The sequence below is a fragment of the Candidatus Defluviibacterium haderslevense genome, from assembly GCA_016712225.1.
Taxonomy (GTDB): domain Bacteria; phylum Bacteroidota; class Bacteroidia; order Chitinophagales; family Saprospiraceae; genus Vicinibacter; species Vicinibacter haderslevensis.
The window spans coordinates 1928605-1943200 of sequence record JADJRL010000003.1 but is presented as its reverse complement, the minus strand read 5'-3'; the positions used below and the strand labels follow the sequence as shown (position 1 = coordinate 1943200).

Annotated in this window: 12 protein-coding genes and 1 tRNA gene; 7 read left to right on the top strand and 6 right to left on the bottom strand. The window is 30.7% G+C overall.

All coding sequences use genetic code 11. The features are described from left to right. Nucleotides 1–54: 54 nt before the first annotated feature. Nucleotides 55–3084 (top strand): gliding motility-associated C-terminal domain-containing protein, encoded by a 3030-nt coding sequence (locus IPK88_07820; GenBank protein MBK8243316.1) that lies wholly within the window; start codon nucleotides 55–57, stop codon nucleotides 3082–3084. A gap of 90 nt (nucleotides 3085–3174) precedes the next feature. Here IPK88_07820 and IPK88_07815 read toward each other — a convergent pair whose 3' ends face one another. Further along, a complete protein-coding gene (locus IPK88_07815) occupies nucleotides 3175–4347 on the bottom strand; it encodes a type IV secretion system DNA-binding domain-containing protein (protein ID MBK8243315.1) in 1173 nt (390 codons plus the stop codon). Nucleotides 4348–4453: 106 nt separating this feature from the next. Here IPK88_07815 and IPK88_07810 point away from each other — a divergent pair, with 106 nt between their 5' ends. Then, nucleotides 4454–5443, top strand: coding sequence for a site-specific integrase (locus IPK88_07810; protein MBK8243314.1), 990 nt, complete (start codon nucleotides 4454–4456; stop codon nucleotides 5441–5443). A gap of 257 nt (nucleotides 5444–5700) precedes the next feature. Beyond that, a complete protein-coding gene (locus IPK88_07805) occupies nucleotides 5701–7407 on the top strand; it encodes a hypothetical protein (protein MBK8243313.1) in 1707 nt (568 codons plus the stop codon). A 30-nt stretch (nucleotides 7408–7437) separates the two neighbouring features. Here IPK88_07805 and IPK88_07800 read toward each other — a convergent pair. Continuing rightward, nucleotides 7438–7510: transfer RNA gene (locus tag IPK88_07800), tRNA-Lys, on the bottom strand. Between the two features lie 496 nt (nucleotides 7511–8006). Between IPK88_07800 and IPK88_07795 the strand changes: the two genes are divergently transcribed. The 3 genes from IPK88_07795 to IPK88_07785 all read left to right on the top strand — a co-directional run bounded on the left by IPK88_07795 (nucleotide 8007) and on the right by IPK88_07785 (nucleotide 10271). Then, nucleotides 8007–8888, top strand: coding sequence for a tyrosine-type recombinase/integrase (locus tag IPK88_07795; GenBank protein MBK8243312.1), 882 nt, complete (start codon nucleotides 8007–8009; stop codon nucleotides 8886–8888). 537 nt (nucleotides 8889–9425) lie between these two features. Further along, complete coding sequence (locus IPK88_07790) at nucleotides 9426–9764, top strand: helix-turn-helix transcriptional regulator (GenBank protein MBK8243311.1); 339 nt, start codon at nucleotides 9426–9428, stop codon at nucleotides 9762–9764. A gap of 6 nt (nucleotides 9765–9770) precedes the next feature. Continuing rightward, nucleotides 9771–10271 carry a hypothetical protein gene (locus IPK88_07785; protein ID MBK8243310.1) on the top strand — a complete coding sequence of 167 codons (501 nt, stop codon included), beginning with the start codon at nucleotides 9771–9773 and terminating at the stop codon, nucleotides 10269–10271. Nucleotides 10272–10299: 28 nt separating this feature from the next. Here the strand turns inward: IPK88_07785 and pgeF are convergent, their stop codons facing one another. The 3 genes from pgeF to IPK88_07770 form a co-directional block, all read right to left on the bottom strand. After that, complete coding sequence (pgeF, locus tag IPK88_07780) at nucleotides 10300–11022, bottom strand: peptidoglycan editing factor PgeF (protein ID MBK8243309.1); 723 nt, start codon at nucleotides 11020–11022, stop codon at nucleotides 10300–10302. After that, entirely contained in the window at nucleotides 11015–11956 is a 942-nt protein-coding gene (locus IPK88_07775; protein ID MBK8243308.1) for a hypothetical protein, read from the bottom strand. The genes pgeF and IPK88_07775 overlap by 8 nt, the downstream gene beginning before the upstream one ends. Before the next feature lie 63 nt (nucleotides 11957–12019). Then, entirely contained in the window at nucleotides 12020–12376 is a 357-nt protein-coding gene (locus IPK88_07770) for a helix-turn-helix transcriptional regulator (GenBank protein ID MBK8243307.1), read from the bottom strand. 150 nt (nucleotides 12377–12526) lie between these two features. On the opposite strand from IPK88_07770, the gene IPK88_07765 reads away from it, so the two are divergent. After that, on the top strand, nucleotides 12527–13330 hold the full coding sequence (locus tag IPK88_07765; GenBank protein ID MBK8243306.1) for a hypothetical protein: 804 nt from the start codon (nucleotides 12527–12529) through the stop codon (nucleotides 13328–13330). A 41-nt stretch (nucleotides 13331–13371) separates the two neighbouring features. Here IPK88_07765 and IPK88_07760 read toward each other — a convergent pair whose 3' ends face one another. Next, on the bottom strand, nucleotides 13372–14202 hold the full coding sequence (locus IPK88_07760) for a hypothetical protein (protein MBK8243305.1): 831 nt from the start codon (nucleotides 14200–14202) through the stop codon (nucleotides 13372–13374). Between the last annotated feature and the right edge of the window lie 394 nt (nucleotides 14203–14596).

Genomic DNA, 14596 nt, shown 5'->3' with positions numbered 1-14596 from the left:
TATTTTCTTAAATTATAATAAATTTGTAATTTAAAAGATAGTACCAAGCATCAAATGCTTCAAAAATATGGTCTAATAGAAATGATGAATGAATTGTATTCAAGATTATTATTTATTGTCATACTATTCCAAAGCACCTCATCTCTAATCTATGGACAGCAAGATACATTTAGCACCCCGTCAGATTGTCCTACTGGATTAGAGACTTCGATTTGGTATATGGGTACACATGGGATAGATTGGCGATCTGGCACACCTCAGCCGGATTCATTTTTCTACAGTGCCTTAGGTATAGGAGAAGGGCATTCGAGTATCTGTGGTAAACAGGGCAATCTACTCTTCTACTCAGATAATGATTACATCTATAATCGTAATCACCAGATCATGGCAGGATGTCCACGATTCTCTAATCGGTCCTCAGTCATGTGCGCTATCTTGCCCCAGCCTGGTAGTGATTCCTTATATTATTTTTTTACCCCAGATCAATTTCCTACCATAACTGGACCACCTTATAAATTGAGATATGTCCAGATAGATATGAGTCAGGATAGTGGACTTGGCGCAGTAGTGACTCCAGAACAGGTACTCATAGATTCCAGTTCCGAACAAGTGCTGGCAGTTAAACATTGTAATGGACGTGATTGGTGGATTATCTGTCAGAATGCAGTAACAGAGGTCTTTTATTCATTCCTATTAGACACCAGTGGTATTCAATTCAATCAAATAGTAACATCTATATCTGGGAATATACATAATATATCAAATGAACAGTACAAAACAGGCGAATTAGCCATATCCAATTCTGGTGAACACCTTATTGAATGTACTTTGGGACATCCAAGTCAGGTAGAATTGCATCAATTCGATCCAAGTACAGGCATAATCTCAAACGGGTATGATTTATTTGATACAATTACAACAGCTAAAAATAGAAAAGAACTTATAGGTTCTGCTTTTTCATCAGATGACTCTAAAGTTTATCTTACTTTAGCAGATACCTTTGATGTAATATTTCAAGTGGACCTCCAGGATCCTGATTCTTTGATGGTAAGGAAGCGAATTAACAGGATAATTCACCAATTGGGTTTTGGTGTAGGTGGACCCGTTCTAGGCAGAGATGATAGAATGTACATTACTACATTTAGGAAATTTTTTAAAACCCTTCATGTCATCCATCAGCCCAATGAATATGGTCAGGCCTGTGAACTTATGCTTAATGACTTCTATCTGGGAGGTAAGTCAGGTTTAATTGCACCGAATTTTGCAGTAGGTTTAGAAAGACCTTATAGGGCTGTAGTTCAGGGAAAGAAAATAATTTGTAAGGATAGTGTGGCTCATTTTCTTGTGAAAGAGGCCTGTCCACATATAACAGAATGGATGCTACCTGATGGAGGTCAAATCATCCTCCAATCTGGGGATAGTCTTGCAATGGTTTTTCCTGATACTGGAATGTATAGAGTTATAGCAGCTTATCCGATTCGTTGTGGATTTAAATCTGATACACATAGGGTTCAAGTCAATAGATGTCACTGCTTACATCAATTTAGTCTTACTCAAGCTGATACTTTAGTGTGTGTGGGGAGTTCATCCACGATAGCATTTAACACGAATGCAAGTTCCTTTCTTATAGATGGTATTGTACTTCCTAATTCAACAGTAACGATAACAGACATAAAGAAAGATACATTGTTAAAAATCTATCTAACTTATCCAGACGCCTGTGATACAATAATCAATATCAGAATTCGTGTGATTCCTATTGATAGTAGTCAGACCGTCATGGAATTCTGCAATGGAGACTCCATATTTATTCAAAATCAGTGGTATCACCATGATGAAGAATTAAGAATACTATCAACTAATCAACTAGGATGTGATTCTGTTGTATTAATTTCATTAAAAACTAAACGATCTGAATCATTTGCAACAAACTATCAAATCTGTGAAGGAGATTCAGTATGGCTATTCACTCCAAATGGAGGAAAATGGATAACTTCAAATGAAAGTGATACTATAATATGGAATAACCAGGAAGGATGTGATTCTATTTATACTTATAATGCAACCGTATTTCCATCATTCCATGAGACCCTAAACTTCCACAAGTGTGTCAAGGATTCGTTATTCTACCAAGGAACTTATTATTTGCAGGATACTTCATTTCTCATTAACTACTCCACCCAATATGGTTGCGATTCTATTTTAAGTATTAACATCATTAATTATCCCATCTCGCCCGCTACCCATACTATTCATAACTTATGTAATGGGGATTCTATTCAAATAGATAATATCTGGTATCATGACTCGATCACCATAATAACTCAATTCAATAATCAATATGGTTGCGATTCATTCCATATGACAGAAGTACACCTTTTTCCTATTCATGAACCCACAACTATTACATTCTATTTCTGTATTGGAGACTCGGTCCAGATTGAGCAATTATGGTATACAACTGCCAGTGAATTCACTGTTCATAAATCGAATATACATTCTTGTGATTCAGTAATCCATTATACAGTTATTGCATACGAAGATATTTTTGTAGATCTTGATGATACCTTAGAATTAATTCGTGGAGGCACATATACATTAAGCGGTTTACATTCCATGAATGTGACTAGATTCAGATGGTACCCATCAGAATATTTATCTTGCACTGATTGTCCGAATCCAGAAATAAAGGCTATTCAAGATGGAACTTATTATCTTGAAGTAAGTGATGGTAATGGATGCACAGCAATAGATTCTATATTTATTCATGTCAAAAATCAAACTTCTGAAATATTTATTCCAAATATATTCTCACCGAATGCAGATTCCAAAAATGACACTTGGAATATAACATTCTCAGATTCCAAAAGTAAAATAATTACTTTACAATTGTTCGAGAGATGGGGTCAACAAGTATACTCCTGTGAATCCTATCCTAATGGCATGGGATCGAATTGTAATGGTTGGGATGGGATGGTTAATAACCGTCTATGTCTACCTAATGTATATATTTATTTAATTAATTGGGAGAATGCAGCAGGGCAAAGATTCTTAATTAAGGGGGATGTTACTTTGTTAAGGTAGTAAATTTGATATGGCTTACCACACTAACTAAACCATGTATGGCAACCGCATTCAATTTGGTATATTTTTTCGGATTCTTATTCAAATAAATTAGTACTTGAACTCATTTAAAGTATTCCCACTAAAAGGCCGACTAGGTCGTCCATCAATCATTAATTTCAAATATATCTTGTAATTTGGAAGGTTAATAAAATCTTGAACATCAAATTCAGGAAACATTTCTTCTGCCATATGTTTTGCATCTTCAGTTCCAATTCTAAAGGAAATAACTGTCCCTATATTCCCAAGTACAGCTTGTCTAATATCCTCATCAAGTTGATGCATATATTGGTGAGCTAGAATCATCCCTACTTTGAATTTTCGTAATTCGGAAAACATATTTACCAAAGACAAAGTAGTGAAATTATGAAATTCATCCATGTAAACCATAAATGGAACTCGGCTCTCTTCATCAATATCTACACGACTAAAAGCAGCCGAAGCTATTGAAGTAATAAATAGAGCACCGAGGATATGAGCAACATCAGCACCTACATGTCCTTTGGATAAATTGACTAGAATAATCTTCTTATCATCCATTGCTTTACGAAGGGATACTTCCTCTGTATTTTCAATCAAGACTCTTTTAATAACTGGGTGCACTAACATTCCTCCTATCTTGTTCATCACAGGCAGTAAGTCATATTTTTGATATTCAGGAAATTCTCTTTTCCAGAACTTCTTAACACTTTCACTTTTTACATGCCTAAGTGCATTTCTCCTAAATTCTTTATCAAGTAATAATTCAGAAATATCGGCAATAGTAGCTTCTGGTTGATCAAGCAAAGTTAGGATAGCATGTCTTAAGATATGTTCTAGCTTCACTCCCCATGCACTATCCCATAATTTTGAAAAGACATCTAAAATTCCAGAAGCCACTAATGACCTCTTTTCATAAGAGACCTTTTTAAATGGATTATATCTCAAATTTAAATTTGTATCAGGGATATTGAAATAAATTATATCCTTCTTTCGATGCTCTGGAATATTCTTTGCAATTTTTTCAACTAAATCTCCGTGTGGATCTAATAAACAACATCCTCGACCATGTTCAATATCCTGCATAATCATTGTCTCCAAACAAGTTGATTTGCCGGTACCAGTTTTACCAATCATGTAAGTATGCATTAAACGATCAGCTTGTTTAATGCCAAACAGCCTTTGGTCATTTCTCCAACCAACTTTTGCAAAATATGTGATTTCTTTGTTTACATTCTTTTGCATTAAGAAATCATAATTGATATAATATTGCTATCAAAGAAGGTATTATTTGCCACCATGACAAATATTACCTTCTACATTTCTAAAATAGATAATTTAAAATGGTTGGATGGAAAATGATAACAAAGTATTAAAACCAATAACTAAATTCTATAAAGAAAATGGAACGAAGTTGATTACTTCTCAGCTTGAAAAGATTTTTTGTGACTATATTAATGAGTGCAAATTTTCAATGTGTTTACGCCCCGAAACGATTCGTGGATATATTGCTGTTTTTAAGCTATTTTCAAAAGTAATGCCTGAAGTCACTTCGACTGAAGAACTTTCCCCTGAAATGTTGAACTTGTATTTTATGCGTATAAAAACTCGAACAAGAATAGTGGGTAAAAATACGCTTAAAACTGGAGTAAAAAATTCAACTATAAAAACACAATACAGTAAACTTATTGTATTCTTTAGATGGCTATGTAAGAATGGATATTTGGAGCAAAATCCTTTGAAGAATATTAAAGCTCCACAAGTGAATTATGACGATTTCCGAAGACTTGAGGATGTAGAAATCAATAAAATATATTCGGCAATTGTTAGGTGTTCAAGCAATACTCTTCTTCTCCGAAGAGACACAGTCATGGTTAGTCTTCTTTTATTTTGCGGTATAAGAAAAGGAGAGTTTATTTCTCTCCAAGTAAAGGATATTGATATAGAAAAGAAAGAAATCATAATAAGAGGTGAAACTTCTAAATCAAAGAGAACAAGAGTATTAAAAATACATCCGACACTGCTTCTTCATTTAAAAGATTATTTCCGAGAGAGGAAGAGTCTAAAAACAGAATGGCTTATTGTTTCTAACAGAGGTGAAGGTGGTTTGACGAGAGAGGGATTAATACATTGGGTTAAAAGTATTGCTGAGAAATCTGGTATAAGCTTTCATCTTCACCAGTTCCGGCATACTTTCGCATGTAAACTTGCAGAATCAAATGTAAATATTTTTAAAATACAAAAAATGATGGGACATCAAAACATAACCATGACAATGAAATACTCACGTTCTTTACAAACTGAAAATATGGAGGAAGATATAAGTAAAATATCAATTTAGGTTATTTATAATATTTTATAGAAAATATGTTATTGCAACCCATAATAAATATAACTATACTTAAAAGTTTTGTTTAATTTTGCTTTCAAACTATTATTTAAAGGAAATTTAAGATTTTGAAAGCAGTTTAAATAATCCAGGCATTCTTGCATTGGAATGAAGTTTATAACTAATTGGATTTATAATAATTCTGGTAAATCAATAGTAGATGGTGTTTTTAAAAATGATGACTAATAATGTTCTAATCCTTTGTAATTATGAGAATTAATAAAATAATTGAATACTCAGATATATTTGATAACTATGAACAAATAGATATCAATGAATTACTTAAAACAATTCCATCACGATTTATTTTGGAATTTACAACATTTAATGAGGCTAATCTCTTTACAAAGGAATCTGATTTTGGTTTTCAGTTGATGATCCTTAACAAATTAAGCCGTAGCTTTGAGGATCAACTAATAAATAAAATTAATAAATTATTTAGTGAATTTAAAAACAATGAGTATGAAATCATTTTATTAAATCATATTTCAAATTTAGAGTTGGTTCAATTTGCTTTAAAATTCAATATTCCTGGAGATCGATTAGAGTTGACTGGAATGGAAGAACTAAACTTATTTAAAGCTTGCTTATATTATAATCAAAAACACACAACTAAGCAATTAAAAAACTTACCACCAGAAGGTACAGAACTTAATGAATTTGCAAAATTCTATGTCCAAAGTCAATTGGCTCAACTCACCTTAAATCAAAGTGTGAATATTATTACAGAGATGTATAAATCTATCTCATTATTTAAGTTTTTATCCAATAATGATTTATTTAAAGAACTTTATCTTAAATTTATTGAATTTTACCATATTGAAAATTGGCAACAATACTTAAAAAATATTATAAATATTTTTATATCTGGTTATGTTTCTGGAAAAAGTTTTTCTCACAAAATAATCTTACGAGATGACCATCCACAAAAAGAATGGCTACTTACATTAGTCATTAATGGCAAAACTATTGAAGATAAAAAGGATTTTAAAACATTTAGAGAGTATCCAATTTATCAACTAAACAATGACGCATTTCTAATTTTAAATTACAATTTCTTTACAGAAAAGTTATACAATGGAATTCAATTTGCAATTATCAAACCAGCGAAAGAGTTTAAGTTATCAATATTAGGTCAAAAAATTGATAGTTTTCCAAAATTAAAATCTTTGTATTCAGAATATTTTTCAGAAGCTGAACTATTTCGCAATTTGATGAAATATTGTTTTGAGAAGTTTAATTGGATTAAATACTTTGATCCAGATTTGAAGAACTTAAGATTGAGGTCACTTCCAGATTTACTCATGTTTAATGGAAATTATGTATTTGTATTTGAATTTAAAGACAAAATTATTACGGCAGATTCCTTGCATTCATATGATTACTCAATAATTGAGTCTGAATTATACAAAAAGTTAGTTGAAGATGATGAGGGAGACAAGATAGGTGTCTCTCAACTTGTAAATATTATTGAGGACATTTCTGATGGAAGATACGTATTTTTGAATAAAAGAATTAAGAAGTTGAAAATTTATCCAATTTTAGTATATACCGATTTAGCATTGGAAACAAATGGTATTAATTACCTGCTTAATTTAGAATTCAAGAAAAAGATCTCATTATTAAATCTTAATGTTTCAAACATTTCTGATTTAACTTTAATAAATCTTGATACATTTATTATGTATCAAGATTACTTTCATAATAAGAATTTAAAATTAAATGATTTGATCGATTTGTTTAACAGGTATTTGCTATCAAATGACAGGGATGAAAATCTATTAAGAAAGCATTCAAGGAGAATATCTGTAATTGATGATTATATTAAGCTGTTTTTTAAAAATAATAATATTTTGTTAAATCAATATCCCAAATTCATTTACGAAGAATTGGGTACATTGAGATCAGAAGAATGATATAACAACTTACTTTGTCAATTTTGTTAGTGCGCCCAGGAGGGATCGAACCTCCGACCATTCGATTAAGAGTCGAGTGCTCTACCAGCTGAGCTATGGGCGCGTGCTTAGTAATATAATAAGTTGTCAACAAGGCATTTTCTTTTGTGCACGATTCTGATTATATCATATGTATTGATTTTTTAAAAGACATTAAAATAAATGCTTCTAAATTAACCTTTGGATATTTTATTTAAATCTGCTATAATAACTTTGCAGTCGAGCAATTTATTAATTTAATGTATCAATTGCAGAGTATTTTAATTGAAGTTATTTTAGTGGTAAACAGGTCGAAGGACATCACCTGTTTTAAATCCCAAAATCCAGTTTTATCTTTATTTTATATGGGTCATTTTGGAAAATCAATCTTCTTTGTTCCTCTTAAGGAGATGGTCTCTTGCTCAAATCCAAATGAGTGTACTATAATTGATTTTAAAAGGTTTTTTGGCAATATGAGCCATTTTGAACGACCAGTTCCCGTGGTGAACAGGTTCTCGGCTCCAAAACTTTTTCAAAAAGAATAATCTGCTTGCGATTAAAAATGTATGGATATAGAAATCTTGTCGCAGAAGTTTTGTGATTATTCTTTGTCTATTCGTGGATATTCAAAACATACCATAAGAAGATATAGAAATGTGGTGCGTAGTTATCAACAATTTGCAAAAATTAGTTATATAAGCCAAGTCAGTGATGATAATGTAAGGGCTTTATTTTACTATGGTAGAACAGAACGAAAATGGTCTGTAAATACATTTATCGTCTATCACAAGACGTTATTGGTCTTTTTTCGTTGGTGCATAAAACAAGGGCATATGCAGAATAACCCAATTATCGATATTGAGAAACCTAAAATGGAAAAACGCTTGCCAATAAAGCTAAATAAACAAGTTTCATTACGATTGTTAGAGGTGGTCTATAATTACCCATATGAATACAAGTTTCTGAGGTATCGCAATCATGCTATATTCTCGACTTTCATATTTACTGGCTTGCGCAAGCAAGAATTACTTAATCTAAAGTTCACCGACATAGACACAGAGAACCTAACTATTTTTGTTAAACAAGGTAAAGGCAATAAGGATAGAATAGTTCCAATTAGTTATACTCTGGCGCAGAGCTTAAAAAGATATCAAGAAGAAAGAAAAAGACTAAATAAAACAAACCCTGAATATTTTACTTCTCTACGGGGTAATATTGGCTTTACTGAAAATGGATTAAAGAAGTTAGTCGATCAGGTTCGCAAATCTTCAGGGGTAACATTTAGTGTTCATAAGTTGAGACACACCTTTGCCACTCTCATGCTTGAAGGTGGATGTGACATTTATTCTTTATCTAAAATGATGGGACATAGTGATATAAAAACCACTACTATTTACCTATCAGCCAGTGCAGAACACTTGAGGAGTCAAATGGTTAAGCATCCATTAAATGATTTATCGTAATGATTTTTTTACTATATTCTGAACAAATTTTACCAACTTGTCAATTACTCTTGTACATGATCTTGATTAAAACTTAAATCTTAACCCTTTAAAAGACATTAAATGTAGCAACACTAATGTTGTTCACATTATTCTATTATGATATAATTAAATATAGGAAGGCAGTCGGAAATGAATCAATTACTGACTTGCAGACACTCTAACTTCATTTTAGGCAAAAACTAAATTTATTTTAATTACAACAAATATATACATTGACGGTGCCTTTGCACCGTTGGTTTGCAGTCTGCGGTTCCTTTTAATTACCGTAGATTATGGGTACCTACAGGTGCGAAGGTGCCTATTTTATCAATTTAATTTAAAACATTATGACTTCACCATAATCGTTTACTTACAATTCAACAGATTATCCACAAAACGTGGAACGTGCGCGAAAAAATTTGCCAATTTGGCAAATTTTACCTTCTACAATAGGTCATATTATAAGAATACACTTAGGGCATCAGAAAAATTATTTCTGATGCCCAATTTTTATTTATGTCTACAATACCAAACTATTTAAAAGCATATCGCAAGCGAACTCCTTTAATGCAAGAGGAAATATCTTTTTTATCTGACAAACCAGATACTACAAACATATCCAGATATGAAAAAGGCCAAAGAGAACCAAACAATGAAACACTGCTTGTCTATCACTATATTTTTGATGCTCCAATTGAAGAATTATTAAAACCGGAATCTAGGATAGTAAAACAGAAGATTGTCGAACGGATAAGAGATTTAATCAACGAACTAAGAAAAGAAGAACAAATAACATTAAAGAATACCTTTAAAATTAATTTCCTCGAACAAACATTTAATAGATTAACTACATAAAATCATATGCAAACAACAATAGAGAAAATAAACACCATATTCGCAATGTATCCAAACACAAACGGTTTTGGCTTTGTGTATATGGAAAATGTCAGAAAGCTAGTCGGGTTTGGCTCAGTTAGATTTAATCCAATTAGCAATAAACGGATTTTGGAAAGAATCAAAAAAATGTTTGAGGACTTCCCGCCGACACATATTGTTTTACTTAATCCGGAAAGCAAAGTGTCCAGAACTGGTAAAAGGACAAAGAAACTCATTAATGAAATTATGGCTTTTGCGGAATCAGAAAAACTTCCAGTCATTCAATATTCCAGAGACCAAATACGTGATGTCTTTAGGCCGAAACATGTTACAAAATATGAAATTGCCAAGCACTTGCTGACAGAATTTGAAGAACTTAAAGTCTATAAACCAGCAGAAAGAAAACTATGGATGAGTGAGGATAGGAATATGGCGATTTTTGATTCATTATCGCTAGCTTTGACATGGTTTTTTTTAAATGATTAATTGCATTAATAATCAGTTAAAGACCATTTTATTCATTAATCCAAACAACTGTTGCCATTCTTCCAGATCTTTCTCCATCTCTTCTACTTGAATGCAAATCCAAATTAGAAAATGTATCCCACTTAGCACCAGAAATTTGTGATGTTTTAACTCCAAGATTAATTAATTGAATTTTTGCTATCATATATAAATCTGCTTGGTACTTGCCGTTTATCTTTTTAGTAAAAGCACTTCCAAAATTTATATCCAAATTTGTAAATTTATCATAAATTTCAGAACCAACTTCATAACTCTCCGAAGAAATTCCAGGGCCAATCCAAACTAATAAATCTTTAATTGGTTCATTCAATTTAGCGATCATATTTCCAATTATTTCATTGTATAGTCCTCTCCAACCAGCATGCACGATGCCAACTTTGGTACATTTTGAATTTGTAAAAACAATAGGTAGGCAATCTGCAGTCTTTACTGCACAAACTATTCCTGGCACATTTGTAAATGATCCATCTGCTTCTATATCATTTGATGCAGGTAATTCTATTATTTTATTGCTATGTATTTGTTTAATCCAATGAATTGGAATTTTAGGTTTAATATACATTTCCAATTTATTCCTATTCTCATTTGCTATTTCAGATTCCCCATTAAAAAAAACTGGTTCACCAAGTTTAGAATTGGATAAAATTGTAAAAGCATTGACATTGGATAATTCTGGCCATTCAGGTCCAATTATTTTAAAATAATCATTCATTTTCTTTATTTATAATTAAAGCATGTTTTGTCCAGTATTCAAATAATTCATTTTCAGTTACTGTTGATATTTGTAATGAATTATTCCATAAACTTCTAAAGTATCTATAGACTATATTATACATTGTTTTTGATATTTTATTTTGCATAGAATTGTTTTTAGCAAAGATTTGAGGAAAATACTTACCATTATCGGCTCTCCCATAAACAGATATTGATGCAACACAATACTGTTCATCTAAGAACATTGCTCTAAATATTGGTAGTTCATCAATGGTTCTTGCATTGTACATTCTTACTTCAATATTTATTCCAAGTTTTCGTTTTAGAAAAATAATTTGTCCTAACGACAATCTTGCCTGATTTTCATATAAGTTTTCTCTAACCCCTCTGTTACTAGCTGCTTCTACAAGTCCGACTGAATTTGGGTCAGCTAATAGTAATTTTACATCTCCACTTGATTCTCTTATTCTTTTTAACATATGTTCAAATTCTAATAAGTTGGAAAAACTATAAGCATTTGTTCCGACAAGATAAAAAGATCTATTAGTTGATTTAAACGCAATTGAATATGTATCAATAGCAATTTGAGAAGCAATATGACTTAATCCTAAATTCCAAAATTTAAAAGTTTCTTTAAGAATTAGGATACATAGAATTGTACACAAAAGAGCCATTAAAATAAACACACCCCTTTTTGTTAATGAATCATAATTAAAATAGAGAAATAACATTGCGGTGAAAATAGCTATGATACACTGAACAAGTACTATATACCTTTTATCATATAAATATCTCTTTCTGTTATAAAGTGTTAATTTTTTTATTAGAATCTCTCGAATTAGCTTAATAATAAAAATTAATAATAATTCAGTAAAACCAGCAAGTAGGTTGATGGTAAAATCAGTAGACCAAATAGAGTTAAGAGTCTCCATCGATTTTTCTCAACATATATTTTTTTTCTTTAGTTCAAGTTTATTTAGAATTCGATAATTATATTAGTTAAGTGTCAATTGTTTGATTTTATCTTCTAAAAATTTAACCTTTTCCTCAAGCAATTTAATCTGTGCTTGATAAAGTTCTTTCATTTCAGAAGAATAATAATACGACCCAATTTGTTGATGAATTTTTGGGTTAAAATTTGTAATTACTGTTTTTTCATCAAAATTGATGATATTCTCAATTTGAGTTTCTAAAACCTCAGCAATTTTCATGAGCTTATCATAAGTAATATTGACCTCATCTCTTTCAATTTTACCATATCCAGCTTGACTCATTTCTAAGGCATGCGCCATGTTTTCTTGCGAATATCCTTTGAGTTCTCTGATTTTTCGAATTTTAGTCCCTAAGCTCATAAATCAAGTTTAATACAAATTTACAGTAATAATTTAATTCTTCAAAGTATTATTTTAAAACTCTGAGTTTTAGAAGATTATGTATCCTGCTTCTACCTTTGTGTTTTTGCAATTAAGACAAATCTATAATTCCACATAAATTTTAAAATTATGAAAAAATGGCTTTGCTTGAAGAGATTAAATACTTGTTTAAAGATTGGGCTCTTCCTTTTAATAATAATCTTCAATGGGTGTTCTCCAAAAAAAGCACCTGCTTTTATTCAAGTAAATAAAAATCCAGTTAAATTTGATTACAGTACAAATACTATTGCCGGAACTGGATCAGCAGAGGTAACGATTGCTTTATTAAATCCTGAATATGGTAATTCAAACATGGATGGTAGCTTATTTGATACCTATAGAAAAAGTATGGGTAATGATTTTGAAGAACTTCTTACTTCTAAAGGGTTTAAAATCAGAGGACCTTATAATCAAATTGGAGAAATGCTATATAACGACAAATTGAATTCTGACATGATTGTTAAGGTAGTTATAGATTTAAATTTTTCAAATTTAGAGAGAAAGGTTAAAAGAAATGAAAAAGCTCCTTCATTTGCAGAATTAATGGTTGATAGTAAGGCACAGTCAACAGTTTGGTATACTTATTTTGGCAAAGGATCTTTTACAACAACACTCACTATTACAGCAAGCTCAAGTAATTTTAATGAAAAGCTATGGAAGAAGAATATTACATTACCTGAAGCTCCATTGACTTATACAGGGAGTATAAAGTGGAGAGATCGTGATGTTTCATTTTTAGGTGAAATAACTAAAGACAATGAAGTATATAATATTTTCACTAAGTCATTAATGGAACAATACAATAGTATTTTTGATCTACTTGAAAAGCAAATAAATGCTGAAGAATTTCAAGGTATTAAAAAGGAGGCCCATAAGGTAGATAAGAAAGAATAAAAAATCCAATAAAAGCGCCCTTAAATTCAATCACACAGTACTTAATTCTTTTTAATTTTTAAATTTTTTATTTCCGATTTATATTTTGCAACTTCAATATTTAATCTTTCAGAATCCCAATAATTGCATTCTTTAAGATTAAATATTTGGGAATTAAAAATTCCTTCTGATGAGCTATGCTCATCTATTCTATTATAATATCTATACGCATAAGTGTTTGAAAACATAGTAGTTTTTATCAAAGGTTTAATTTGTTTGAATTCAAATTGAAGAACACAATAGAAAGTGTCTATAGTAATAAACTCATCCCAATTAAATCTTTCCTTCATTTGGTTATTAATTTTTATAGCCGGATTCCTTTCTATTGTATTGTCTTGTATTAAAATTTTATCTGACCAAATATTAGCATACTTCATTCTACCAAAATTTTTATCAAAAAAATATTCGTGAATAGCAATCAATTTTGAATGCCTTACTCCAACGTTTTTTATTTGATAGTTAAACGACATGTTTTGACAATTTTCGGACAAACAAATAAATCTAATTCTAGATATCCCAATAATTGGTTTTTCTACTTCTGACATATATTGAGAATTATTTTTTTGAATTATTGCTTGTTCCATAAGTACTTCAATTTGGCTTTTAGCCAATTCAATTATAATGTTGTTTTTAATTGAGTCCAAGCTATCATTTGTATTGCTCCTTAAATAATTTTGTACTGACTCAGTTTTTTGTTGTTCGAGTGCCCTTTCTGATACTTTTACTGCTCTAATTGTATAAAATACAGTTATAAGAGTTAGAATTGTGAGGATGATTTGAATAATATCTTGGATACTTAAAGGATTATTTGAAATCCATTTTCTTAGATGCATAAAATTAAATTTATCTGTAGGAACAATAACAAACTTTAATTTGCAATTAATTTAATAATTTCAAATTAACAAATCAACCAAATTTCTTTTTTATTAGTTCAAAAAATTTAAAATTAAGCTTAAAAATACCAATCCTGTGGATAACTTAAAAATGTAAAATCAGGTTAACAAACCACCATTTCCAAAATAATAAGTAAAATCAACACTAAATAATCCTTTCATCCCATAGGATTGCTTTTAGCAATCCCTTTCTAATTTGCGTCAAAAAGCATATCAAATATGGTTATGATAGTGATATAATATCAGCATATTACAACCTAATAAGTTTCCTGAAATGTTCTAATCGAACACTTGGAATCCATACTAAAATCGAAGCTGGCGAAAAAAATTTGCT

Excerpts from the sequence above, each read along its gene's own strand:
- IPK88_07820 (MBK8243316.1), top strand. The coding sequence starts at position 55 with ATGCTTCAAAAATATGGTCTAATAGAAATGATGAATGAATTGTATTCA.
- IPK88_07815 (MBK8243315.1), bottom strand. The coding sequence starts at position 4,347 with ATGCAAAAGAATGTAAACAAAGAAATCACATATTTTGCAAAAGTTGGT.
- IPK88_07810 (MBK8243314.1), top strand. The coding sequence starts at position 4,454 with ATGGAAAATGATAACAAAGTATTAAAACCAATAACTAAATTCTATAAA.
- IPK88_07805 (MBK8243313.1), top strand. The coding sequence starts at position 5,701 with ATGAGAATTAATAAAATAATTGAATACTCAGATATATTTGATAACTAT.
- IPK88_07790 (MBK8243311.1), top strand. The coding sequence starts at position 9,426 with ATGTCTACAATACCAAACTATTTAAAAGCATATCGCAAGCGAACTCCT.
- IPK88_07785 (MBK8243310.1), top strand. The coding sequence starts at position 9,771 with ATGCAAACAACAATAGAGAAAATAAACACCATATTCGCAATGTATCCA.
- pgeF (MBK8243309.1), bottom strand. The coding sequence starts at position 11,022 with ATGAATGATTATTTTAAAATAATTGGACCTGAATGGCCAGAATTATCC.
- IPK88_07775 (MBK8243308.1), bottom strand. The coding sequence starts at position 11,956 with ATGGAGACTCTTAACTCTATTTGGTCTACTGATTTTACCATCAACCTA.
- IPK88_07770 (MBK8243307.1), bottom strand. The coding sequence starts at position 12,376 with ATGAGCTTAGGGACTAAAATTCGAAAAATCAGAGAACTCAAAGGATAT.
- IPK88_07765 (MBK8243306.1), top strand. The coding sequence starts at position 12,527 with ATGAAAAAATGGCTTTGCTTGAAGAGATTAAATACTTGTTTAAAGATT.
- IPK88_07760 (MBK8243305.1), bottom strand. The coding sequence starts at position 14,202 with ATGCATCTAAGAAAATGGATTTCAAATAATCCTTTAAGTATCCAAGAT.